The organism is Arcobacter venerupis (assembly GCF_013201665.1).
Classification (GTDB): Bacteria; Campylobacterota; Campylobacteria; order Campylobacterales; family Arcobacteraceae; genus Aliarcobacter; species Aliarcobacter venerupis.
Window position 1 is genome coordinate 33,220 of sequence record NZ_CP053840.1, and the last position, 24,621, is coordinate 57,840.

Annotated in this window: 28 protein-coding genes and 1 pseudogene; 6 read left to right on the top strand and 23 right to left on the bottom strand. The window is 28.6% G+C overall.

Annotation, left to right across the window (positions count from 1 at the left end):
* Positions 1–44 precede the first annotated feature (44 nt).
* The 4 genes from nifK to nifH are packed head-to-tail and all read right to left on the bottom strand — an operon-like array spanning position 45 to position 4,415.
* Entirely contained in the window at positions 45–1,589 is a 1,545-nt protein-coding gene (nifK, locus tag AVENP_RS00175) for a nitrogenase molybdenum-iron protein subunit beta (protein WP_128359770.1), read from the bottom strand.
* Positions 1,590–1,599: 10 nt separating this feature from the next.
* Entirely contained in the window at positions 1,600–3,057 is a 1,458-nt protein-coding gene (nifD, locus tag AVENP_RS00180) for a nitrogenase molybdenum-iron protein alpha chain (protein ID WP_128359769.1), read from the bottom strand.
* A gap of 26 nt (positions 3,058–3,083) precedes the next feature.
* On the bottom strand, positions 3,084–3,443 hold the full coding sequence (locus AVENP_RS00185) for a hypothetical protein (RefSeq protein WP_128359768.1): 360 nt from the start codon (positions 3,441–3,443) through the stop codon (positions 3,084–3,086).
* A gap of 57 nt (positions 3,444–3,500) precedes the next feature.
* Positions 3,501–4,415 (bottom strand): nitrogenase iron protein, encoded by a 915-nt coding sequence (gene nifH, locus AVENP_RS00190; RefSeq protein WP_128359767.1) that lies wholly within the window; start codon positions 4,413–4,415, stop codon positions 3,501–3,503.
* 319 nt (positions 4,416–4,734) lie between these two features.
* Between nifH and ppk2 the strand changes: the two genes are divergently transcribed.
* Both ppk2 and AVENP_RS00200 read left to right on the top strand, forming a co-directional pair.
* Positions 4,735–5,493 (top strand): polyphosphate kinase 2, encoded by a 759-nt coding sequence (gene ppk2, locus AVENP_RS00195; protein ID WP_128359766.1) that lies wholly within the window; start codon positions 4,735–4,737, stop codon positions 5,491–5,493.
* The gene (locus tag AVENP_RS00200; RefSeq protein WP_128359765.1) at positions 5,490–6,734 is read left to right on the top strand and encodes an MgtC/SapB family protein; all 1,245 of its coding nucleotides are present in this window, start codon (positions 5,490–5,492) and stop codon (positions 6,732–6,734) included. Before ppk2 ends, AVENP_RS00200 begins: the two co-directional genes overlap by 4 nt.
* Positions 6,735–6,743: 9 nt before the next feature.
* Here the strand turns inward: AVENP_RS00200 and AVENP_RS00205 are convergent, their stop codons facing one another.
* The 18 genes and pseudogenes from AVENP_RS00205 to AVENP_RS00290 form a co-directional block, all read right to left on the bottom strand.
* Positions 6,744–8,162, bottom strand: coding sequence for a sensor histidine kinase (locus AVENP_RS00205; RefSeq protein ID WP_128359764.1), 1,419 nt, complete (start codon positions 8,160–8,162; stop codon positions 6,744–6,746).
* Positions 8,163–8,299: 137 nt separating this feature from the next.
* Positions 8,300–9,799 carry a methyl-accepting chemotaxis protein gene (locus AVENP_RS00210; protein ID WP_488153802.1) on the bottom strand — a complete coding sequence of 500 codons (1,500 nt, stop codon included), beginning with the start codon at positions 9,797–9,799 and terminating at the stop codon, positions 8,300–8,302.
* A gap of 150 nt (positions 9,800–9,949) precedes the next feature.
* The gene (locus AVENP_RS00215; RefSeq protein WP_128358202.1) at positions 9,950–11,197 is read right to left on the bottom strand and encodes an RNA polymerase factor sigma-54; all 1,248 of its coding nucleotides are present in this window, start codon (positions 11,195–11,197) and stop codon (positions 9,950–9,952) included.
* A gap of 53 nt (positions 11,198–11,250) precedes the next feature.
* Positions 11,251–11,547: a 2Fe-2S iron-sulfur cluster-binding protein gene (locus tag AVENP_RS00220; RefSeq protein ID WP_128358203.1), complete on the bottom strand. Its 297-nt coding sequence runs from the start codon at positions 11,545–11,547 to the stop codon at positions 11,251–11,253.
* A 10-nt stretch (positions 11,548–11,557) separates the two neighbouring features.
* Positions 11,558–11,902 carry a hypothetical protein gene (locus tag AVENP_RS00225; RefSeq protein ID WP_128358204.1) on the bottom strand — a complete coding sequence of 115 codons (345 nt, stop codon included), beginning with the start codon at positions 11,900–11,902 and terminating at the stop codon, positions 11,558–11,560.
* Positions 11,903–12,006: 104 nt separating this feature from the next.
* Positions 12,007–12,399: a nitrogen fixation protein NifZ gene (locus tag AVENP_RS00230; RefSeq protein ID WP_228201849.1), complete on the bottom strand. Its 393-nt coding sequence runs from the start codon at positions 12,397–12,399 to the stop codon at positions 12,007–12,009.
* Positions 12,389–12,730 (bottom strand): nitrogenase-stabilizing/protective protein NifW, encoded by a 342-nt coding sequence (locus AVENP_RS00235; protein ID WP_128358206.1) that lies wholly within the window; start codon positions 12,728–12,730, stop codon positions 12,389–12,391. The genes AVENP_RS00230 and AVENP_RS00235 overlap by 11 nt, the downstream gene beginning before the upstream one ends.
* 14 nt (positions 12,731–12,744) lie before the next feature.
* The gene (locus AVENP_RS00240; protein WP_128358207.1) at positions 12,745–13,257 is read right to left on the bottom strand and encodes a flavodoxin; all 513 of its coding nucleotides are present in this window, start codon (positions 13,255–13,257) and stop codon (positions 12,745–12,747) included.
* 24 nt (positions 13,258–13,281) lie between these two features.
* Complete coding sequence (locus AVENP_RS00245) at positions 13,282–13,713, bottom strand: NifX-associated nitrogen fixation protein (RefSeq protein ID WP_128358208.1); 432 nt, start codon at positions 13,711–13,713, stop codon at positions 13,282–13,284.
* Between the two features lies 1 nt (position 13,714).
* On the bottom strand, positions 13,715–14,110 hold the full coding sequence (gene nifX, locus AVENP_RS00250) for a nitrogen fixation protein NifX (RefSeq protein WP_128358209.1): 396 nt from the start codon (positions 14,108–14,110) through the stop codon (positions 13,715–13,717).
* Positions 14,111–14,174: 64 nt separating this feature from the next.
* Positions 14,175–15,428, bottom strand: a complete 1,254-nt coding sequence (locus AVENP_RS00255; protein WP_128358210.1) for a SagB/ThcOx family dehydrogenase — start codon at positions 15,426–15,428, stop codon at positions 14,175–14,177.
* Entirely contained in the window at positions 15,412–15,855 is a 444-nt protein-coding gene (locus tag AVENP_RS00260) for an ankyrin repeat domain-containing protein (protein ID WP_128358211.1), read from the bottom strand. Before AVENP_RS00260 ends, AVENP_RS00255 begins: the two co-directional genes overlap by 17 nt.
* A gap of 1 nt (position 15,856) precedes the next feature.
* Positions 15,857–16,378, bottom strand: a complete 522-nt coding sequence (locus tag AVENP_RS00265) for a redoxin domain-containing protein (protein WP_128358212.1) — start codon at positions 16,376–16,378, stop codon at positions 15,857–15,859.
* Positions 16,379–16,756, bottom strand: a complete 378-nt coding sequence (locus tag AVENP_RS00270; protein WP_128358213.1) for a hypothetical protein — start codon at positions 16,754–16,756, stop codon at positions 16,379–16,381.
* Positions 16,746–18,041, bottom strand: a complete 1,296-nt coding sequence (gene nifN / locus AVENP_RS00275) for a nitrogenase iron-molybdenum cofactor biosynthesis protein NifN (RefSeq protein WP_128358214.1) — start codon at positions 18,039–18,041, stop codon at positions 16,746–16,748. Before nifN ends, AVENP_RS00270 begins: the two co-directional genes overlap by 11 nt.
* Before the next feature lie 53 nt (positions 18,042–18,094).
* A pseudogene (locus AVENP_RS00280) lies at positions 18,095–19,006 on the bottom strand (methyl-accepting chemotaxis protein); the annotation flags it as partial.
* Positions 19,007–19,367: 361 nt separating this feature from the next.
* Complete coding sequence (locus tag AVENP_RS00285; RefSeq protein ID WP_128358216.1) at positions 19,368–19,751, bottom strand: PAS domain-containing protein; 384 nt, start codon at positions 19,749–19,751, stop codon at positions 19,368–19,370.
* 148 nt (positions 19,752–19,899) lie between these two features.
* Positions 19,900–21,246, bottom strand: coding sequence for a nitrogenase component 1 (locus tag AVENP_RS00290; RefSeq protein WP_128358217.1), 1,347 nt, complete (start codon positions 21,244–21,246; stop codon positions 19,900–19,902).
* Between the two features lie 108 nt (positions 21,247–21,354).
* On the opposite strand from AVENP_RS00290, the gene AVENP_RS00295 reads away from it, so the two are divergent.
* Genes AVENP_RS00295 through AVENP_RS00310 form a run of 4 tightly spaced genes read left to right on the top strand, consistent with a single transcriptional unit; the run spans position 21,355 to position 24,313 of the window.
* Positions 21,355–21,735 carry a NifB/NifX family molybdenum-iron cluster-binding protein gene (locus tag AVENP_RS00295; protein WP_128358218.1) on the top strand — a complete coding sequence of 127 codons (381 nt, stop codon included), beginning with the start codon at positions 21,355–21,357 and terminating at the stop codon, positions 21,733–21,735.
* A gap of 19 nt (positions 21,736–21,754) precedes the next feature.
* A complete protein-coding gene (locus tag AVENP_RS00300) occupies positions 21,755–22,723 on the top strand; it encodes a NifU family protein (RefSeq protein ID WP_128358219.1) in 969 nt (322 codons plus the stop codon).
* Positions 22,720–23,085: a NifB/NifX family molybdenum-iron cluster-binding protein gene (locus AVENP_RS00305; RefSeq protein ID WP_128358220.1), complete on the top strand. Its 366-nt coding sequence runs from the start codon at positions 22,720–22,722 to the stop codon at positions 23,083–23,085. Before AVENP_RS00300 ends, AVENP_RS00305 begins: the two co-directional genes overlap by 4 nt.
* The gene (locus AVENP_RS00310; RefSeq protein WP_128358221.1) at positions 23,075–24,313 is read left to right on the top strand and encodes an FprA family A-type flavoprotein; all 1,239 of its coding nucleotides are present in this window, start codon (positions 23,075–23,077) and stop codon (positions 24,311–24,313) included. The genes AVENP_RS00305 and AVENP_RS00310 overlap by 11 nt, the downstream gene beginning before the upstream one ends.
* Before the next feature lie 74 nt (positions 24,314–24,387).
* Here AVENP_RS00310 and AVENP_RS00315 read toward each other — a convergent pair whose 3' ends face one another.
* On the bottom strand, positions 24,388–24,573 hold the full coding sequence (locus tag AVENP_RS00315; protein WP_128358222.1) for a hypothetical protein: 186 nt from the start codon (positions 24,571–24,573) through the stop codon (positions 24,388–24,390).
* Positions 24,574–24,621: the final 48 nt, after the last annotated feature.

Genomic DNA, 24,621 nt, shown 5'->3' on the forward strand with positions numbered 1-24,621 from the left:
CGATAAATTAAAAAAAACTAGAAGAAGATCTTCTAGTTTTTAAATTATCTCACTGAATCGAAGAAATAATCTGTTTTTGCAATATCTTTAGTCTCTTCATCTAATTGATCTAAGATAGCATTTGTAATCCAAGTTAATAGATTTAATCCACCTTCATAACCACTAATAGAGTATCTATGTAAGTGATGTCTATCAAAAATTGGGAATCCAATTCTGATTAAAGGTATTTTTGTATCTCTATATAATTCTTTTCCGTAAACATTTCCAATCATAAAGTCAACTGGTTCTGTGAATAATAAACTTCTTAAATGCCATAAATCTTTTCCACCCCAAATATTACATTCAGCAGCTCTAGAAGATTTAGCTAAGATAGCTTTCATATCTTCTTCCCAACCTTTTCTTGGTGCATTATTACACACAATGTGAGTTGGAACTGAACCCATTTCTACTAAGAATGAAACCATTCCTAATAAGAAGTCAGGATCTCCCCAGATTGCAATCTTTTTACCATGCATATATGGATAAGAATCTTGCATTGCATCAACAAATTTTGCTCTTTGTTGTTTTAATTCTTCAGGAACTTCTTTTCCAGTTAATTCTGCTAATTTCATAACAAAACCATCTGTTCCACTTAATCCAATTGGATTACAAGTTGCAAAAGTTTGTTTCCATTTATTTTTAATAGTTTTAGCTGTTAAAATTGAAGAATATTTTTGTAAACTTATAGTCGCTTTTGCGTTAATTGCTGTTTTTGCATCAGCTATTTTTGTTCCACCAGCATATAATTTATATTCTCCAGCTCCTGTGTCCCATTGCTCTTCATGGTCACCAATCATGATGATTTTATCACCAAACATTTTAGAGATTTTTTTAATTTCTTTTAATGATCCCAAATATGGTTCAAATCCAGGAATTATATTAATTCTTTCAGCATCAACTACTCTTTCAACACCTTCAGATAATTGCTCTAAAGTTGATTTCATCATATTGTCATAACCTGTAATATGTGATCCAACAAATGAAGGAGTATGAGCATGAGTAATAAGAGTATTATCTAAATCACCCTCAGCATCAGCTCTTGCACCAATAACGAATGCATTTAAATCATCTCCGATAACTTCTGCCATACAAGTTGTACTTACAGAAATCATTTCAGGTTTATATAAAGCATTACAGTTTCTTAAACCATCTTTCATATTAGCAAGTCCACCAAATACCGCTGCTGATTCTGACATTGAATCAGAAACACAAGGAGTTGGTTCTTTAAAGTGTCTAGTGAAATAAGTTCTAAAATATGCAACACATCCATGCGAGCCATGAACATAAGGCATAGTGTTTTCAAAACCTAAACCAACCATTACAGCACCTAAAGGTTGACAAGCTTTTGCAGGGTTAACTGTAATAGCTTCTCTTGCTAAATTTTTTTCTCTATAATCCCAAGATTTTGTCCATTCTGCAATTTCTGCAACTTTCTCAGGTGAAGTAGCACCTGTAGAACTCTCAAATTGTTTTTTATTTTTTAAAACTTCTTGGTATTCAGGCTTTAAAAAAAGTTTTTGTCCGTTTACTATATTATCTAAATCTTGCATAGCCTTCTCCTTACGCTTCTTTTTCCCATGGAGCTTTTGTGTGGTTCCATACTGGCGAATTTATTGCTAAATCCATATCTTTTGCGAAAATTGCAAAAGCGTCATATCCATGATAAGGACCACTATAATCCCATGAGTGCATTTGTCTAAATGGTAATCCCATTTTTTGGAATACATATTTCTCTTTTACCCCTGCTGCAACTAAGTCTGGTCTTAATTTTTTAACGAACGCTTCTAATTCATACTCATTAGCATCATCATAAATTAAAGTAGATCTTTCAATCTCGTCTTTAGTTCTTTTATAATCATCCCCATGTCCGAATTCATAACCTGTTCCGATTACTTCCATTCCTAAATCTTCATAAGCTCCAATAACGTGTCTTGGTCTTAATCCACCAACATAAAGCATAACTTTTTTACCCTCTAACATTGGTCTGTATTTTGCAATAACAGCATCAGTCATAGCAGTATATTTAGCAATAACAGCTTCAGTTTTTGCTTGAATTGTTTCATCAAAGAATGAAGCAATTTTTCGCAAACTCTCAGTTGTTTTTGTAGGTCCAAAGAAGTTATATTCCATCCAAGGCACATTGAACTCTTGTTCCATATGTCTAGCAATATAGTTCATTGATCTATAGCAATGTAATAAATTTAATTTTGATTGAGGAGCAATAGCTAACTCTTTATAAGTAGCATCCCCAGACCATTGAGCAATAACTCTTAAACCCATTTCTTCTAAAATAATTCTTGTTGACCAAGCATCTCCACCGATGTTATAATCCCCAATAATTGATACATCATAAGGAGTTGATTCGAAATCTTTTCTATAAGAAGTATCTGGCATGATATAATCTCTAATCATATCGTTTGCAATGTGGTGACCAAGTGATTGAGAAACTCCTCTAAATCCTTCACATGAAACTGCAATCGTTTGATGACCTGTTTCTTTTTTATGCATTTTAGCAACTGCGTGAATATCGTCCCCAATTAATCCAATTGGACACTCTGATTGAACTGAAATTCCATTATTTAATGGGAATAATTCATCAATTTCTTGAAGTGCTTTTTTAAGTTTTTTATCTCCACCAAATACGATATCTTTCTCATTAAAATCTGTAGAAAAGTTCATAGTAACGAAAGTGTCAACACCTGTTGTTCCTATATAATAATTTCTTCTTCCACCTCTTGAATATTGTCCACATCCAATTGGTCCATGAGAGATATGAATCATATCTTTAATTGGTCCCCAAACAACCCCTTTTGAACCCGCATATGCACAACCTCTTTGTGACATTACACCTGGTACTGTTTGTTTGTTACTTCTTGTTGTATCACAAGAACCTTTTCCTGTTTCAGGTGAATCTACACCTAAATGTTTTGCTCTACTTTTTTTAGCTTTTTCTGGATATGCTTCTAATACTTCAGCAATCGCTTCTTTTTGAAGACTTTCTAATGTTTCTGGTCCCATAATTTCTCCTTTAAAGAAAAAGTAGCTTACGCTACTTTAACTCTGTATAGATTCATGTCATCTAATTTTCTACAAACTGCTTTAGTTGCATCACCATCAACGCTTTTTGAAATTTCAGAAATTTGGTATTTATTTGTGTAATAAATCATTTTAAAACCATCAATTTCTTTACATTCAGTATTTGTATAATAATCTACAAGTGCAGTATGTAAAAAAGAACCTTCAGCAACTGGAATAGTTTCTAATTTAACACCTTCTCTTGTTTCACTTGTTAATGTTACTGTTTTCCCTGCAGCATCAATACCTTCGTTTACTTTTTCGATTACTTTTTCAAAACTTACATTATTACCTTCACTCGCTGGAAAGTGGTATCCACATACAAACATAATTTTCTCCTTACTACTATTTTTATTTTAATTTTTTTGTTTTTTTAATCTTAATGATTAAGCTTCTTCAGCTTTTTTACCAACGTTTTCTAAATCAGCTTCTTCTTCTAATCCGAATTCCATTAATAGGTTTTCTAAATCATCCATTTCTAATGGTTCAGGAATAACTTTTAAGTCATTAGCAATGATTTTTCTTGCTAATTCTTTATATTCCATAGCTTGGTCATGACTTGGTGAGAATTCAACAACTGTCATTCTTCTTAACTCAGCTCTTTGAACGTGGTTAGATCTTGGAACGAAGTGAATTAATTGAGTACCAATTTGCATTGCTAAGTGTTTTGATAAATCATATTCTTTATCTGTCATTCTAGCGTTACAAATTAATCCAGCAAGTCTAACTCCACCAGTATTTGCATATTTTAAAATACCTTTTGAAATGTTATTAGCAGCATACATAGCCATCATTTCACCAGACATTACGATATAAATTTCTTGAGCTTTACCTTCACGAATTGGCATAGCAAATCCACCACAAACAACATCTCCAAGAACGTCATAAGAAACGAAATCTAATTCATCTGTATAAGCACCCTCTTCTTCTAAGAAGTTAATAGCTGTAATAACACCTCTACCTGCACAACCAACACCTGGCTCAGGACCACCTGATTCAGTACAATTGATATAACCCTCAGTTATGTCATTATTATCAGGGTGAAATTCTCCCGCACCTGGTTTACATACATCTTCTAATTCTAAATCTTCAACTGTTCCAGCTTCAGAAGCTAATTGCATAATTGTACATTGAGCTTTTTCATGTAAAATTAATCTTGTTGAATCCGCTTTAGGATCACATCCAACGATTAATATTTTTTGACCATAGTAGTGGCACATTGCCGCTAAAGTATTTTGAGATGTAGTAGATTTACCAATCCCACCTTTTCCGTAAAACGCGATTTGTCTTAATGCTGACATTTTAACTCCTTTGATATATATGTTTACGAAATACATAATTGCACTTTGCGTTCCACAGAAAAGATTTTTTATAAATTTTTATAAATTTTTTTGTAAAGCCCTATACTACGAGATTTTATGAGTGAAAAATTTTTAAAATTTATTTTCAAGATATTTTTTATCCGATTTTATTCATACAAATTTTGTAAATATTTTTGTAAAAAATGAAAAAAGTAAATCTTTAAAATGTCAAAAAACTTATTTTTAAGATAGTATTAGAGTAGTAAAATTAACGTGTAAATTAGAATTATGTAAATTATTTATATTATGTAGGTTTAAAATGAAAAAAAAAGAATACAAAAAAGAGTTATATGATTTGCAAGTTGAACTGGTTAAGTTCCAAAAAGAAGTAATTGAAAAAGATTTACAAGTTTGTATCATCTTTGAAGGTCGAGATACAGCTGGTAAAGATGGAGTTATAAAAAGATTTTTACAACATTTAAGCCCAAGAGAAGTAAAAACTATAGCTCTTGGAATACCCACAGATAAAGACAAAAAATCTTGGTATTTCCAAAGATATGTACCACATTTACCCTCTTGCCAAGAAATAATTTTATTTAATAGAAGCTGGTATAACAGAGCTGGTGTTGAAAAAGTAATGAATTTTTGTACGCCAAAACAGTTAAAATCTTTTTTTAATGAAGTAAGTAATTTTGAACAAATGTTAAATCATTCGGGAATTATATTTTTTAAATATTATCTTGATATTTCAAAAGATGAACAAAAGAAAAGATTAAAAGATAGAAAAACTAATCCTTTAAAACAATGGAAAATAAGCCCAATTGACCAAAAAGCAGAAGAGTATTGGAATGAATATTCAAAAGCTAGAGATGATATGTTTATCCGAACTTCTTATAGTTATGCTCCTTGGTATATTGTAAATGCTGATGATAAAAAAGAAGCTAGATTAAATGTAATAAAACATTTTTTATCAAATATGGATTATGCTAAAAAAGAGGAAAAACTTTTGGCTTTTGATAGGGATATTGTTTGTAAATTTGATCCAATTTGTTATGAGAAAGGATTAATTAAAAAATGATTTTAGACCCTTTATTAACACACTTTATTTTAACTATGGTATATAGTTTTTTAATAGGATTAGAATTAAGAGCTTATAAATTAACTTTCCATCCTAACGATAAAGAGTTCTTTGGAACAGCAAGAACTTACACTTTTGTAGGTATTTTAGGATTCGTTTTATATAAAATTGAACCTATTAATTTTTCTGTTTACATTGTTGGATTTATTGGGATTTCTTTACTTTTTACTCTGTTTTATTATAAAACATTAAATGAAAAAAAGCATAGTATAGTTTTATATTTGGTTTTAATGTTGGTTTATAGTTTTGGTCCTTTATCAAATCTTTTCTCTTTTTGGTTTCCCTCTTTACTTTTTGTAGCAACGATATTTCTATTAAATGCAAAGAAAAAGTTTTTAAGTTTTAATATGAAAATAAATATTTACGAATTTGAAACTTTAGGAAAAATGATTTTACTATCATCTGTTGTTCTACCTTTACTTCCACAGGATAAATTAATTCCATATTTAGGCATTTCTCTTTATAAAATCTGGTTAACTGTTGTTGTGATTTCTGCAATTTCTTATGCTGGATATATTGTTCAAAAATATCTATTTCCATCTAAAGGTATTTTTCTAACAGGTTTAATTGGAGGAACATACTCTTCAACAGCAACAACTGTTGTTTTATCAAAAAAAGCTCAAACTTTAGAAAAAAATCACATTATAACTGCTGCAATTATTGCTGCAACTTCTATGATGTACATAAGAATTCTTGCAATTTCTGCTATTTTCAATATTGAAGTTGCAAAAACAATTTTGTTACCATTTTTGTTTTTCATTGTTTTAACGGGAATTACGACCTATGTTTATTATAAAAAAGCATCAAAAGTTGTAGGTAATTTTGAGATAAAAGATTCAAATCCACTTGAATTAGGAACAGCATTTATTTTTGCATTTTTGTTTGTTATTACAATGATGATTACAAATTTTGTTATTCAGAATTATGGAACAAGTGGTTTACAGTTTTTATCGACGATTGTAGGTTTTACAGATATTGATCCATTTATTTTATCTCTTCTAACAGGTAAATACACAATTGAACCTTCACATATTGCATCTGCAATTATCATATCAGCAGGAAGCAATAACATATTAAAATCAATTTATACTTTGTGGTTTGGAAAAGATAAAACAATTACAAGTTTTGTTTTACTTATGATTTTAGGTGTTTTTACAATTTTAGTAGGATTTTTTCTTTAAAATCTCCTACTAAAATGTAATAGTTACATTTAAACTTTTATAGTTTTTATTTTCAAATAACATTTCACTATTATCAAAAGATAGTAAGTATTTATGCATTTCAACAATAGTTTTATATGTGTTGGTTAATCCTAATCCTGTACCTTGACTTTGATGTTTTGTTGTGAAATATGGTTCAATTATTTTTGAAAGTATCTTTTCATCAATCCCACCTGCATTATCTTGGATTTTTAGGTTAAGATGATTATTTATACTTTCAGTTTTTATTATAATTACTCTATTTTCAACATTGGTTTCAATAAATGCTTCAATTGAATTATTTAGAATATTTTTAATTGCTTCAGAAAATTTAAATTTATCTATATAAATTTTATTATCAACTTTATAGTTTGTTATTATTTTTATATGATTTTTTTCGAAATTTTTTTTCATTTCATGTAAAATTTCACTGATTAGTTGACAAATACTATAAGCCTTTCCGAAAGTTTCAAAAGCCATATCGTCAAAATTATTAATTATATTTGATAAATAATTTGTAATTTCTACAATTTTGCTCATATCATTATCTAAATTTGAAATATCATATAAATTTAGTTCTCTTTGTAGTTTAATTCCACTAGCAATAATTGAAATTGTACTTAATGGTTGTTTCCATTGGTGTGAAATATTTTGAATTAATTCATTTAGTGATTTAAACTTTTTCTCTAATTCTATGAGTTTTAAAAGAGTAAAATTCTTGATAATTAATAAAATCTCTTTTTGATTTGGCATTAAATTCATCGTAATATAAATAATCATTGATTTTCCATATTTTGTAATAAAAGTTGCCTCAAAATTTTCGATATATTTTTCTTTAATTACTTGATTTATTAGTTCTTGAATTTTTTCTTTACTTGCTTGTGGGAATAGTTGAAAAGTTGGAATATTAATAAGTTCATTATAAGTATATTCACTTAATTGTTTAAATGAGTCATTAAACTTTATAAAATTACCATCTAAATCAATGGTAGCAATTCCATCTTTTGAACTATAAAATATTGTTTCAAACTCTTGTTCTAATTTTTGTTCTTTTCCTAAATTAATAATGGTTATATATAACAATGGAGTCTCTTGGTTTAGTTCAATCTTTTTACTTTTGATTAAAACATCTAGCGCTTTTCCATCTTTTGTTTTATGTTTAGTTGTAAATTTATCCCAACCTTTTTCAACAATATTTTTTTGTCTTTCCCCCATCTCTTCATTAGTCATAAATTCTAAAGTTAAATCTTTCGGAGTGATTTGTTTAATCTCTTCTTCTGAATAGTTATATAAATCTAAAGCTGTTTGGTTATACAAGATAAATTTTTGTGTTTTTAAATCAAGAATTAAAATAGCATCAAGGGATTCATTAAATAAAGTAGATAATAGATTGATTTGTTGAGTATTCATAGAAATCCTTTCTATATAATGGGTATTATATAAAAATATGATATTAATTATCCTATGAATCTTTCATTTTCTTATAAATTTCCATGTTTTAATCATTTTCTTTTATTTTAAAAAGGAAAGTTTCAAACTTTCCTTTTTTATTTAATATTTATTTTTTTAGCTTTAACATCATTTTTACCAATAAACTCTTTTTCATTTGCATTTGAAACTATAAGTTTTGCTATTGTATCAGTATTCATGGCAACATCATGTGTTTGAGAAGCTACCATGGCATTTTGTTGTGTTTGTTGGTCTAATTGAGTAACAGCATCATTAATTTGTTCTATACCTGTAAGCTGTTCTTTACTTGACATCTCTATATCTTGAATTAAATTTATAGTATTTGTTATATTTTGATTTAACTCTTTATACCCATTTATCATATGATTTGCTATTTCTTTACCTTGATTGGCTTTTGAAGTTGCATTTCCTACTATGTTTTTTATCTCTTTTGCTGCTTCTGCACTTCTACTTGCAAGATTTCTTACTTCTGCTGCAACTACTGCAAATCCTTTTCCTGCTTCTCCTGCTGTTGCTGCTTCTACAGCTGCATTTAAAGAAAGAATATTTGTTTGAAATGCTATTTGGTCAATTACTGTTATTGCTTCATTGATTGAATTTACTTGAACATTTATCTCTTCCATAGCAACTGTTGTTTGGTTTGCTAAATTCTCTCCATCTTTTGCAGATTTTGTAACACTACTTGAATATGTTGCCATTTTTTGAATATTTTGCGTATTATTTCTAATATTTGATGTTATCTCTTCTAAGGCTGCTGCTGTTTCTTCTAGGCTTGCTGCTGCTTCATTTGAACTGATATTTAATTTATCAACATTTCTTAATAGAATATCTGAGCTTTCATCTAATGTTAATCCATTTGATTTATTTTCAACTAACATATCATTTACAACATTTGCAAGACTATTTAATCCAACAGATACTTCTCCTAAATTATTTCCTGTAATTCTATGTCTAAAGTCTAATTTTTGAAAAGCTATTAAAGCTTCTGATATTTTATTTAAATCCCCATCAACTTTTGCAGATACAATTTCAAATAAGTCATTAACACCATTTTTAAGTTCTTCTATACCTTCATTTTTAGTTGATGCAGTTATAGTTTGTTTCATAATTCCTGTTTTTGCTAACTCAATAGCTTTTTTCACAGCATCAATTACTTTTTTAGCTTCTGTAATATCTTGTGCAAATTTAATAACACGAGTTACTTTTCCACTTTTATTTTTTACAGGAGTATATGAAGCTTGAATCCAAACAGAAGTACCATTTTTATGAATTCTTTCAAACTCATTTATTTGAGATATTCCTTTATCTAAATTATTCCAAAATTCTGTATAAGCTGTTGTAGTTGTATATGTTTTATTACAGAACATTCGGTGATGATTACCAACCACTTCATTTAATTTATAACCAAGAACATTTAAAAAATTATCATTTGCATGTATTATTGTACCATCTGGTTTAAATGAAATAATTGCAAAATTTTCATCCATTGCAACTAATCGTCCTTTTTCTTCTTCTGTTTTCCCTATATTAAACATAATAATGCTCCTTAAATTATTATTATTAAAATGAGGTATCATCTTAATGATAATGTTATTTTAAAATAATAGTGATAAAGTGTATTAAAATAGTATCATTTATTATTTTCTTTGTAAAAAATAATAAATTTCTTGTATTCCAATAAAATATTACTTTTATTGGTATTTTAATGCATATATTAAGTGAAGAATTTATAGATTTTCTACCTTGTAGAGTTTTTTTCTCTCTTTTGAAGATGGTATATCTAATATTTTTCTATATTTAGTTATGGTTCTTCTCACCATTTTAAGATTAAATTTAGTCTCTATAAATTCTAAAATACTTTCGTCAGTTAAAGGTTCTTCTTTATTTTCATAATCAACTAAACTTTTTATATAACTTTTTATTTGAGAAGAAGATAAATCCTTATCAACAGCATTTGAAAAAAAGAATTTAAGTGGGAAAATCCCTAAGTTACATTCTACATATTTATTTGCTACTGCTCTACTTATTGTTGATTCTGCAAATCCTAATTCAGCTGCTATTTCTTGCATAGAAAAAGGTCTTAACTCTCCTCCAACAAAAAAAGATATTTGTTTTTCTACAATAATTAAAACAATTTTATAAAGGGTTGATTTTCGCAAATTTAGTAAATTTACTAAATCTTTTGCTTCTTTTAGTTTTTCTTTTATATTTTCATTTTTTGTAATAAATGGATTTTTTACTTTTATATCTGGATAATAGGCATTATTTATTTTTATATCTATGTCTTCATTTATTTCTATGAAAAAATCTGGAACAACTTGAACATTATCATTTATATAATCAATTGCTGGTGGATTATTAAAATATTTAATAATATCTTTTGCATCATTAAATCTATGATGACTTGCATATTTATCAACATGTGCAATATCTTTTATAATTTTTTTTGTGAAATTATATAATTCATCATCAATTTTTTTATCAAATGAATCTAATTGAAATAAGAAAGACTCTTGAAGATTTAAAGCGCCAACACCACTTGGTTCTAATCTTGCAAATCTTTGTCTAATTGATTCAACATACTCTTTATAAACATTACAAGTAATCGCTATTTTTTCTATATCTCCATCAAAATATCCATTTTCATCAATATCACACAAGATTTCAAGTGCAACTTTTTGTGAATTTGGAGTTGGAAATAGTGTTTCATTTTCAATTTGTTCACTAATTTTATCATTCAAAGATTTTGTATAAAAAGCTAGTGATTCAATAAACTCTCCACTTGTACCATTTGAAGTAAAATTACTATAAAAATCTTTCGATTTTGTTACTTCCAAAAAGGGATTTTCGTATGACAAATTTGTCAAGTACGATTCTAAATCTTGGATTGATGTCTGTAGCATTGGAAGCCACAACTTTAATGATAGATTTAAATTCTGCTTTTGAGCAGTTGATATTGAAAGTGTTTGTGCCATAATATTATTTTGCCCAAATTCTTAACGAATTTGGACATTCCTTAGTATATTTTTTAATACTTAATTCTAATTACACCGTTTGGTTTAACTATTTTCATTTGACAAGATAATCTTGCTTTTTCAATATTCATACCAGCACCAGCTTCAGCAATAACTTTTTTCTCTTTTTCATTGATTTCAGAGATAAATTCCATACCTTGCTCAATTGAAACTAAACATGTTCCACATTCACCATCTCTACAACCAAATGGTAAAGCTGAACCAGATGCTTCAACAACATCTTGAATTGTACTTCCTGGTTTTACATTAATTGCTAAAAAGTCATTTACGATTTCTACTCTTGTTGTCATCTTATTTCCCTTATTTTAATTTGAATGGTTTTACTAAAATATCACCTTTGATTAACATCATTGGTGCAATTCTAACTTTTGGACTGATTGTAAATTGTTGACATTGTTCAGCTTCACTTGCAGTTATTGCTCCAAGTTTAACTAAAATATCTAACTCTTCATCTTCCATATAACTTGTTGGTTCTTCATCACTTAAGTTTTCAACATAAATTAAACACTTAGAATAATCACCATCAGTTGCAAATGGAATTGGTACATTCTTCTCTTTTGCTAACCTAACAATAGGTTCACCAGTTTTGGCATCATATACCCCATCAGTTACCGTGTCAAAATGCATAAAAATCACTTTTGCCATACTTTTCCTCCTTACTACTTTTTAATAGACTTGTTTACTAAAATAAGATTACCAAGCCAAGTGAAAAAGTTCTTTTAAACTTTTTCACTTGGCTTGAATGAAAACTATTTTGAGTAATATTTTTCTCTATGTAATCTCATGAATTCAAGCTCTTCTTTTACTTCATCTCTATAATCTTCCATTGCTAATAGTTCGTGTTCCCGGCAACCAACTACTTCAATAAGAGCATTTAAATCTAAAAAATGGACTTCATAAACTCTAATTACTTGTAAAAACTCTCCAATTGATTTTATATAACCAATAGCACCTGCTTGAACCATAATAGTTCCCACAGGAGCGTGAGGATATGTTCCATCATTTTTAATATCTTCAAGAAGTTTTACTTTTTGACCTATACCAAATTTTGGTTCATCTTCATCTCTACCTGATCTTGATGCAGTTACACTATCATGTAAAATTGTATCTGCATCAACTATGTCTTTATGATTAACACCCACAACTTCCTCCTTGAGTAGTTCCAGTAGTTGCTGTTCCACATGATGAACAACCATCTAATTTACCAGTTTCATACATATTCCAAACATCGGCAGCACTTGGAGAGTGACCAGTTTTATAGTCACCATAAACTCTAAGTAGTGAGAATTTTAGAAATTCTAAAAGTTTATTTTCATCTGTAATAGAGTCAAGCCCCTTTTTAATTAGACTTCCATACTCTTTCATCATATGAAATCTTTTTACATTTATTAATTTTTGATCAAATTCAAGACCAAAAAAATTAAAGAAATCTTCTGTATCTCTTAGTTTATAAAAATCATTTACACTTTGCATTTCATATCCTTTTTTTATAAGTCTACTTCATCTTTTAATGTTTCAATCCAGTTCTTAATTCTCTCTTTTGTTTTACCTTTTTCATTATGGTTATCTATTGCTAAACCACAAAGTTTATCATCCATTTGAGCTAAAGAGAACTCATATTTATAACCATCTACTGGAACAAATCCAACTGCATTAGCTCCAGCTTTTGTGAATGTTTTGTAAAGTTTTCCCAGTGCTGAGCAGAAATGCTCACCATGTTTTACACAATCCCCTGCTCCAAAAAATGCAACAGTTTTTCCAGAGAAATCAATATTATCAGACTCTATTTCTAGAATTGGATCAACCCATGAGTGGTGAACATCACCTTGTCCCCAAGTTGAACTTCCTAAAAATAAAATGTCATACTCTAGAAGTTGATCAACATTGTCAAAATCTTCTTCCATATTTATAATTTCATCAACATCAAACTCTTTTGCTAGTGCTTTAGCAACAGCCATTGATGTTCCACCAGCTGTTCCACAAAATATTCCAATATTCATATTTAACCTTTCAACTCAAATTATTTATATATTTTTATACTTATCATAAGTTTCTTGAGCATTTATAAGAAACTTTTCACCCTCTTTTTCTAAATCCTCATAGGTTCTAAAAGAGTATCTATGTGCATCTTTGAAGAATTTTTCACAAAGAACAATTTTCCCTGCGAAAACTACAACTCTTCCAAATCCTTCATGACTCATTTCCATTACAACAGAAGCCATAACACCTGTAATTTTTTCAAATGCAAGTGCAACTGCTTGAAAAATAAGTCTTATATCTTTGATTTGCATCTCATCAATATCCGCAATAATAGGAATATTTTTTAAATCTTCTTTTGTTCGTATATATTTTTCAACAATTAGTTCTTCATTACTTTTACCAGTCCAAGTTCCGAATTGGTCTAAAGCTCTTACTTGTCCAACTAAAGTTTCAATAAATAGTTTTTTAGCATCCATATTAGGCAGCCTTTTTTTCAATAATTTTTTTAATAAATGGAGGTGGATTTGTATTTAACATAGTTGTCAATTTTTTAATTTCTTCTTCAATTGAAACTACATCTTTATATTTAATAGGGAAAATTCCATTGTTTATAATTTTTGCAGCAGCAATTGCTCCAATATTTGTAAAATAAACAATATCTATACCTTTTAATAATTCAACAGTTTTATCAGTATCTTTATCTTCAATTTTTATGATTTCACAAACAGTTGTTGACTCTTTACCTACTTCATAAACTGCAAATTGTTTTGCACTTCCAAAGTGTGAGTCAATATTTTCTAAATCACTTGTAGCAAAAGCAATTCTAACAGTTCCACTTGTTGGTTGGTTTGTTTGTATTTTTATACTTTTCATCTTACTATCCTAAAAGTTATATTCTTTTAGGATATATGCAATTAGTGTTCCATAAAATTAAATTTTATTTTCCTATGGCAAAAAGATAAAAAATATTGTTTTTTGTCTCTAAAAAATCTTTACAAGAATCATCAAAATATGCACCAATTCCACTACAATTCAAGTTCAAAGTTGTTGCTCTTAAATATAAAATATGAGCAATAAAACCTGTAAGAATATAGCAATAGAAGTAGTTGTGACCAACTTTACTTGTAAAAATCAGTGTAAAGGAGCTTTGGCCTGAGAGTTTTTGATTTAAGGCAAGATTTGTCATTTTATCTTTGAAATCACCTTGTTTTATTAAGCTTACATTTTTGTAAAGACCTTTACTTATCCCTTGAATATTATTATTAACAAAATATATTTCAATGCCAAATTTATTTGCAAAATCAAAAATATTTTTTGTAATAAATAAAAAATCCTCTTCTGAAATGGATTCATTTATAAATGCTCTGATTGAACGTCTATTATTTATGGCATTTTCAAGTTGTTCATTTTGAATATCATTTAGTAAGTTTATATTTGGTATTTTTTCATATTCATCTTTTTGACAATCTTTATAAAAATTTTCTACAAAAAGTTCTTTTAATTGATAATCACAAGCAGATATATTTATTATTGGTGACCTTAGTTTTTTTGGTTCGTTTGTTTTATCAGATTTTACAGTGATACTTGTATAAAAAGATTCATAATTATCAAAGGAAAACTCTTCATTTAAACTGTTTTTATCAAAATTAAAATCAATCTCGTACTCTAAATCTGTTAATTCTAAAGCTGAAATAATTGAGCCTAATTGGTGACCAGTATCAAGTAAAAGGTATCTTATTGCTCTTTTTTCATATTTCCATACGCTTCTAAAATAAGCATTTGAGATTAAAATTACAAATTTTCTTTGAACTTTTTCTTTAAAATAAAATTCAACTCCATCATTACTTAATTCATGAATTAAAGTAAGATTGTTTTCAAGTGCTTCATAGTGATAAATTCCACTTATGAAACCTTTTACAGCACGAATCTGAATATAAATCTCACAAGGATATAAGCCTCCAGCACTTGGATTTGCCCTTAAATCAACTTTTTCTTTTCCATAGGTTTTTGTTGCGGTGATTTTCCCGAAGTTTTTTATAAATTTTAACTCCTCATAATCATCAAGATTAAATCTTTGATAAAAATGAGGATATTTTTTATAAGCTCTGGGTTGAGTTCTATAATCTATAAAGTTTGCTTGATTAAAATACTTTTTTTGATTTATATCAGTTTGGTCATGATAAATTTGCATTTTTTAGTAGTTTTACAATTTTTGGAGTTACAGCTAAATCGATTGCTTTAAATCCATCTAAGCTTTCAAAGTCAGTTCTTGCATTGTGTTTTAAAAGTAATTCTACAAAATCATCTTTTCCAGCACTTGCACAATACATTAATGCAGTCACATCATTTACATTTTGTGAATCTATATCAATTCCAGCTTTTACCAAAGCTTCAAAACATTCATAAGAGTTCCCAAAACAGGCATTCCAAAGTGCTGAATTTCCATCTACATTTTTGATATTTAAATCGGCATTTAAAGATAATAATTCATCAACTATTACGATATTAGCTTCTCTACTTGCTTTCATAAGTGGAGAATTTCCATATTTCCCTACGGCATTTAAATCATTAATTGGATATTCATTTTGGATAAGCCACTCTTTTAATAGAGTTGTCATATCAAATACCCATCCAGTTTTCGTGAGTGTGACCTGTTGGTTTAAAATTTACAACTTCATTTAAAGTAATAGAAAAATCATCTACTTTAAAATCTTCTTCTAAATCTGAGGGAATCTCTTTGTATTTTATAACTCCCTCTTTGTCAATAACAAAAATTGAGTTTGCAAGCATTGAATCATCAATATTTACACCAAATTTAAGAGAAAAGTTTTTAAAATCGTTTGAAATAAAATCTTTTTCTAAAGCAAATTTCTCTGCAATATCTTCTATTTGTTCTTCATCGCTTGAAGTAATAATATAAGCATTAACTTTTCTTTTTGTTGTATTTATTACTTTATGTATTTCACTACTATATTTATTAATATCATTTAAAGTAATCATAACTTGAACAGCAGGAGCCATTAAACCAATTACTTTATCTTCATTATTAACCATTTTCACTCTAACAGCAGGTGCTTCACCTTCAACTTTTCTATCTTTTTTTCCTAAAGTATAGTTTTTATTTTTGTATGTAACTTCCATTTATAAAATTTCCTTGTGTATTATTTGACAATCTTTATTTATCATTATTAAAGATTTTATTAATTTATTCTCATTGTCTTTTAGATTAAATATTTTTGCAAATGATTTAAAATCATTAGATACCATTGTTTCATTTAACTCAAATTTGTCTAGAACATTTTTTATCTCTTCTTTTGAACTTGAAGTTATAATAAAACACTCAATATCATTTTTTGAACAGTGAATGCTATTTTTTATTTGCTCATTAAACTCATCAATATTTGGTAAAGTAATGATGATTTGTGCATTTAGTCTTGGCATTCCTATTAATTTCATTGTTTCATTTAACATTTTTACACTTGTAAATGGAACTAATTGTAAAGTTGGATTAATGCTCATTTTCAACTCCTAATTTATGATGATTTATCAAATTTGCTAATTCAAAAAGCAAATATGAGCTTCCCTCATATAAAATGTCATTTTTTAGTTGGTTTCCTAAGCTTTCAAAATCAGGATAACCACGAACTAACAAGGCTTTTTTGTGTTTAATTGCAAGTCTTTCTGCATGAAAATTTGATATAACTAAATCACTCTCATGCAAAAATGATTCCACATCTTCAAAATCCCCAATCATAAGATTATCACATGGAATTTCATCTAATAAATCATTTCTATGAGTGGTTACTATGGCTTTAATATGAGCCCCTGCTTCAATGATTGTATTTGCTACACTAATAGCTTGGTCAGGCTCAAGGGCAATTACAACATTTGCGCTTCCAATAACAAAGTGAGTATCTAAAAGTGCATCTTGGTGTCTTTTTCTCCACCTTACAATTGAAGGATGTGGTTGAGAAATATTTTTTACTTTGCATAAGATTTTGAAGAATTTATCACTTGCTTCTAATCCACCTAAAGAATCAAAGTGAAATAGTTTTATATTTGGATTTTTTTCAAGAATTTTTTCACCACATTTTTCTACACTTTTACCAATTGTAAAAACAAGTGAAGAACTGCCTAGTTTTTTAATATCCTCCACAGATATTCCACCACTTGTTAGTGCACCTTGTTTTAATCCTAAATGACCATCAAGTGATTCACTTAAATCTGGAAGTGAAAAAACTTCATAACCAAATAAAGAGATAGTATCTTTGATTTTTTCCACTTCTATTGGTTTTAAATTTACATTTGGGATTATTAGAGCTTTATTTGAGTCAATTTCACTTGAAGATTGAACTAATTGTTGAATTATTGCTTCAATAGATTTTGAAAAACCACTCTCAATTGAGCCTTCAAAATCAGGAGTATTTACATAAACCATTTGTTGAATATCTTCAACAAGTTTACTTGCACCCTTAATGTCATCACCTTTTGTTTCAGTAAGACCAGTTGTAAAGAGTCCCACTAAATCAGGTTTTACCTTTGCAGTGATATTTTTAATACTCTCAGAAATGGCATAATCTCCACCATCAATAACAGCTGTAATATCATTTACAGCTGTTGTTTGAACTGCGATTGGGTCATTAAAATGTCTTGTGAAAAATACTTTAGAAAAAGAAGCACAGCCTTGAGCACCGTGCATTAAAGGCATACAGTTTTTTATACCTAAGAAGCATAACATTGCTCCCATTGGTTGAGATAATTTTATTGGATTTAATTGTAAAGGTTTTGCTGATATTGCTTCCATAATATTTCCTTGAATGGATAATTATGGAAGATTATGCAAGAACTATTCCTAAGTTATAACTCAACTTTTATTTTTACTTCATCTTTGCCTTCAAACTGCTTTTTATCTGCATTTTCAACAATCAGTTTAGAGATTTTATCTGTAACTAGGGCTACATCATGAGATTCCGTAGCAATACTTGCATTGACTTGTGTTTGTCTATCTAAAAGGTTTATTGCATCATTAATTTGAACTATTCCATCTAATTGTTCTTTTGATGCAAATTGAATATCTTGAATAATATTTGTAGTATGGGAAATATTTTCACTTAAATCTCTATATCCACTTATCATTTTATTTGCAATATTTTTTCCATTATTTGCTTTTATAGTTGCAATTTCAACTATATTTTTTATCTCTTTAGCTGCCTCTGCACTTCTAGCAGCAAGATTTCTTACCTCAGCTGCTACTACGGCAAAACCACGACCGGCTTCGCCAGCTGTTGCTGCTTCAACAGCTGCATTTAAAGAAAGTATATTTGTTTGAAAAGCAATTTGGTCAATAATACTAATTGCTTCACTTATTGAATTTACTTGAGTATTTATCTCTTCCATAGCGACCGTTGTTTGATTCGCTAAATTTTCACCAGTATTTGTGGCTGTGATTAGTTCATCTGAAAGTTTTGCCATTTTAGCGATATTTTCTGTGTTATTTTTAATATTACTTGTTATTTGCTCCATAGCAGCAGCTGATTGTTCAAGGCTTACTGCTGCTTCGTTAGAACTTTGATTTAATTTATCTACATTTGTTAATAAAATATCTGAAGTTCTGTCGAGTGTTAGTCCATTTTCTTTATTCTCTTTTAACATTAAAGTAATAGTTCCTCTTAAAGTATTTACTCCCTCTATTAGCATTTTGAATTCGCCTTTTAGGTTTGGAATTTCAACTTTTCTTAAATAATTATGTTTTGAATACTCTGCTAATACGTCTAAAATTGTTTGTACCATATATTTTAAATGATCAACCAAATTATTAAAAGTTTTAGCAATGTAATTTAATTTCTCATTTGAAGTTTTTGTATGATAGATTTTATCATTTATATTTCCATCAGATAATTTCTCTGAAATTAACATAATTTCACCATAAACCTTCAGTTCTTCATCATTTTTTATTCTTAAAGAAGAAGAAATTTTTTCAAGTTTCTTTTTAATTTCTAAATTAAAACCTGAACAAGTTCCCTCTATGTGAGGTATAGAGTTAATATTATTGTTTATAAAAGAGTCTATATCATCTAAAGCTTTTAAGATAGCTTCATTACCTTTATTTGGGAAAAACATAGGAAAGTCCTTATTTTAGTGATTTATATAAAAATTCTGCATTTCTTATTTCATCTTGAGTTGGACTAACTCTTACTGAAATATATCGTATTTTCCCATCATGAGTTTTAGATGGATATGCAGTTGCATTTACCCAATAAAAATCACCATTTTTTGTCTTGTTTTTTACTATTCCCTTCCAGACGTTACCAGATTGAATAGTTTTCCATAAATCTTCAAAAGCAGCTTTTGGCATATCGGGATGCCTAACCATATTATGAGGCTGACCAATTAGTTCATCTTTTGTGTAACCAGCAATAGAGCAGAAGTCATCATTTGCATAAACAATGATACCTTTTTCATTAGTTTCAGAAACAATCATAGTGTTTCTATTTAGTTTTATTTCCTCTTTCATTTCTTTGTACCACTCTTTATATTAAATTAATTCCATACCTCTAAGTCAAATTTAAAATCTATTAATAAAAATTAATAAACTAATAAATTATATCACAGAAAAAGTAGATTAATTATTCAATAAAATAAAAAATAAAAGTTAAAAAAAACTATTTATCTAACCAAGGTTCAGGTGCACCTACCACTTTAAATACTTTGTTATTTACGGCATTACAAACATCAATTGCTAGATTTACAAGTCCTGCATATGCTCCATAAGATACTTTTTTCTCTTGGTTTACATCTACAAAGGCTACTTTCTTCTTAATAGCTGTATATAAACTTCTTCCACCTGCTAGTAAAATATCAATTTTATGTTCATCTATTAATTGAGCTTGTTCAACTCCTGGGTTTGTTATTAGGATTTTTACATATTGTGCACAAATCTCTTTATCTTCTAAAGTTGCTTTTTGAACGCTAGTTGCAACAACATCAACTCCTATATCTTGTAAAGCAGAAGCTATCGACCAAGTTTTATTTCCACCTGTATTTAAAATAGCTTTTTTACCCTCTAATATTTTTCTATAAGGGATTAAAATCTCTTCAAGTTTTGCTTCTTCTTCTGCAATTAAAGCTTCAGCTCGAGCTGTTAGTGCTTCATCACCAAAAGCATTTACAATACTTCTTATTGCATTTGATGTGTCACGTTTACCATAAAATGAGATAGAGATATATGGAATTTGATATTTCTCTTGCATTTTTCTAGTTAATGAAATTAGTGATTTTGCACAAACAATAACATTTAACTTTGCTGTATGAGCCATTTGAATATTTTCTATTCTTCCATCACCTGCTAGTGTTGAAATTACTTTTATCCCTATTTTTTCTAAAAGTGGTGTGTATTGCCACATATCACCTGTAACATTGTATTCACCAATTAAATTTATTCCAAAAGGATGAATCTCTTCAGGTTCTTTTGTTCCAATTAATTGGTGTAAAACTGATTCTCCACCAAGTCTTGAACCTAAATTTTTACCACCAACGAAACCAGGAGAGTGAATAACAACAATTGGAATACCATGTTTCTTTTCCATTCTTCCACAAACATTGTCCATGTCATCACCAATCATGGCTGTAACACAAGTTTCATATACAAAAATACCTTTTGGTTTTTTATTTTCAACTATATAATCAATAGACTCTTCAAGTTTTTTATCTCCACCAAAAATGATGTCATTTGTATTAACATCAGTTGTGTAACCCATAACTGTGTTATTTTCCCCTTTATGAGAAGTAAGAGTTTGTCTAGTTTCCCATGAAGCTCCTATACAAGTTGCAGGTGAATGAACTAAATGAATAACATCTGCAAATGGAAAAAGTGAAATTTGTGCTCCCTCAAATGCACAACCACCACTTGTTGCTCCTGGTTTTGGTTTATCACATGAAGATTTTTTTGTTTTATTATGTGAGCAATCGCTTTCGCTCAAGAGTTCTCGAATTAATTTTTTATTTACCATAATAGACTCTTTATATTGGATTTTATTAAATAATGTAATGCAACTTGTATTCCTCACTACTAAGGAATACTATTTGCATACATAAAAATATAAATAAAAGGAGTTAAAATGATAGCAATACCATTGGATAATGAAGGATCAACAGAAATTTCTAAACTTTATGGAAACAGCGCATTTTTTGCCTTTTTAGATGAAGAAACAGGAAGTTTTAAAGTTGTAGAAAATCCTGCTTGTGGAGATGGGCTTAATACTGCAAAATTTATCTCTTCTCAAAATATCGACAGCACAATTTTTTATTATATGGGCGATAAGGTTTATGAATATTTAATTGAAAAAGGTTTGAAAGTTTATAGCTGTTTAAAAACTCATTTAAGTATAGATGCGATTTATATGCAGTTATCAACTTGTGATTGTATTGAAGTTACAAAAGAAAATAGTTCAACACTTTTAGATTCAGGTAATGGCGGTTGTACTTGCAAAGCAAAATAAAAAAAGTAGGTTTTAGTATATGAAAAAAGATTTGGATTATTATTTATCATTAAATTATCCCCTTGAAGTTTATAGTGGAGAAAATGAAATTGGTGATGCTTTCTTAGTAGAATATATAGATTTTGACATAAAAGCTTCTAGTGAAGATTATGAAGAAGCTGTTTTATTGGCAAAAGAGTATTTAAAGAAACATTTACAAAAACAATTAGAATTGAATAATCCAATCCCAAATCCAAATGAAGGAAGAAGATTTATGGAACATAGAGCTGCACTTGAGGCATATAAAAACAAAGATTTCAAAAAAGCACATGATATTTGGATAGAAGAAGCCAAATTAAAAAATGACCAAGCAATGGCAAACTTAGGTTTGATGTATTTAAAAGGTGAAGGTGTTGAAAAAGATTATACAAAAGCAAAAGAGTGGTTTGAACAAGCAAGTGCTTATGATAATGATTCTGCTAATTTTAATTTAGCATTAATGTACCAAACAAAAATTGGTGTTGAAGAAGACATAACAAAAGCAATTGATTATTTTAGACGAGCAGTTGCAAAAAATCATGTTCAAGCTGCATTTAGACTTGCCTTAATTCAATTAAAAGATAGAACTGATTTACATGGTGTAAAAGAAGGTTTTGACTGTATGTTAAAAGCAGCAAAGGCTGGTCATGTAATGGCAACTGTTCAGTTAACAGGTGTTGATAAACCTTTAGAAGATGGGGAATTAAATAGAAACTTTAGAGCTAAAGGTTTAGAAGACCAACTTGAGATTTTAAACGATGCACTAGAGAGATTTATTAGACCAATTCTAAAAAAAGATGGTGGAAATATAATTTTACTTGATTATCTAAATGAACCAGAAATTGAGTTAAGACTTGCATATCAAGGGGCTTGTGTTGGCTGTTCAATTGCTTCAACTGGTACTTATGAGATGATTAAAAATACAATTGAACAAGTAATAGATAAAAGAGTAAGGATTTATGTATTATGAAAATCGCATTTGCATCCACTGATAATATTCATGTTAACCAACATTTTGGTTGGTGCAAAGAGTTTTATATTTATGAAATCCTAGAAGATTCTTACAATTTTGTGAAAAGTATTGATTCATCAATAGAAATTTCAGATGAAATAGAAAAATTGACTTACAAAATAGAGTGTTTGGAAGATAGTGACATTTTATATGTTCAACAAATTGGACCAAAGGCTTCAAGAATGGTTCAAGCTTGTAAAATTTTCCCTATGCAATCAGCAAAAGAAAATGAAAAGATTGAAGATATTCTAAATTTACTTATAAAAATGAGATCTAATCCTCCAATATGGATGAGAAGGTTATTAGAAAATGAATCATAAAAAACCAGTAGAAATAGCAAATAATATATTTTTTATAGGGGCTTTTGACCCTGATATTAGAACTTTTGATATTATCATGAAAACAGCAAATGGGTCTTCATATAACGCCTACTTAATAAAAACAAGTGAAGGTGTTATTATTGTTGATACTGTTAAATTAGGTTTTGAAAAAGAGTTTTTCTCAAAAATTGAACAACTTTGCTCTTATGATGAAATAAAATATGTTATTTGTCATCATTTAGAACCAGACCATGCAGGGGCAATTCCTGAATTAATCAAAAGAGTTCCAAATGCAAAAGTTTTAATTTCACCCCAAGCAACACCAATGTTAAAAGCTATTACAAACAATGAAAATATTAATTTTGAAACAGTTTGGACAAATAAAAGTTTGACTTTGGGTGATAAAACAATTAGATTTTTAACAACTCCATATTTACATTGGCCAGAGACAATGAGTTCTTATGTGGTTGAAGATTCACTTCTATTTAGTGGAGATGTTTTTGGAAGTCACTATTATGATAAAAGACTTTTTGATGATTTAGTTGGAGATTTTTCTTACTCATTTAAGTATTACTATGACCATATAATGAGACCTTTTAAATCTTATGTATTAAGTGCGTTAAAGTTATATGATAAACTTGATATAAAGATGATAGCTACTTTACATGGTCCAATTATTAGAGAAAAACCATATAAATATATTGAACTTTATAGAAAATGGAGTTTAACTAGACCTGAAAATATAAAAGAGAATAACAAAATCATCTCTATTTTTTATCTAACAAGTTATAAAAATACAAGAGATATGGCAGATGCTATTTTTGATGGTGCTGAAAGTATTAAAACTATTCGTGCAAGTTTATATGATTTAGCTTCAATAGAAGAACAAAATATGATAGATATTCTTGAAGAGAGTGATGGAATATTAATAGGAACTCCCACAATAAACGCAGATGCACCAAAACCAGTTTGGGATTTATTGTCTTGTATGATGTATTTGGAAAAAAGAGGAAAAACTGGAATGGCATTTGGCTCTTATGGTTGGAGTGGAGAAGCTGTTAATATGATTCTTGATAGAATGAAATCTTTGCATTTTAGAGTTCCTCCAATTGAACCTATGAAGATAAAATTAATACCTACAAAAGAGGAATTAGAAGATTGTTTTGAATTCGGTAAAGAATTTGCACAGATAGTTAATGGTAAAATGATTGAAATAGATATGAACTAAATCAAGATGAATAACCGATGAGTATAAAACTTTACAGGGGTTTAACTAAAACATGTACTCATCGCTTATTTATCTTAATTTAAATCGCTCAAACTTGAAACTTTATAAAGCACATCTTTTAATTCATTCAATTTTTTTATAACTGCTTCATCACATGGCTTGTCAAGACTGAATCTCAAACTTACGAAATCATAGATATTATCAATATTCCCATACACTTCTTTTAGTAGCTCTTTTTTTATCTCTTCTTGTATTCTCATCTTGAATCCTTTTTTTTATTAAAAACTTGCATTTACTATTCCTAAAAT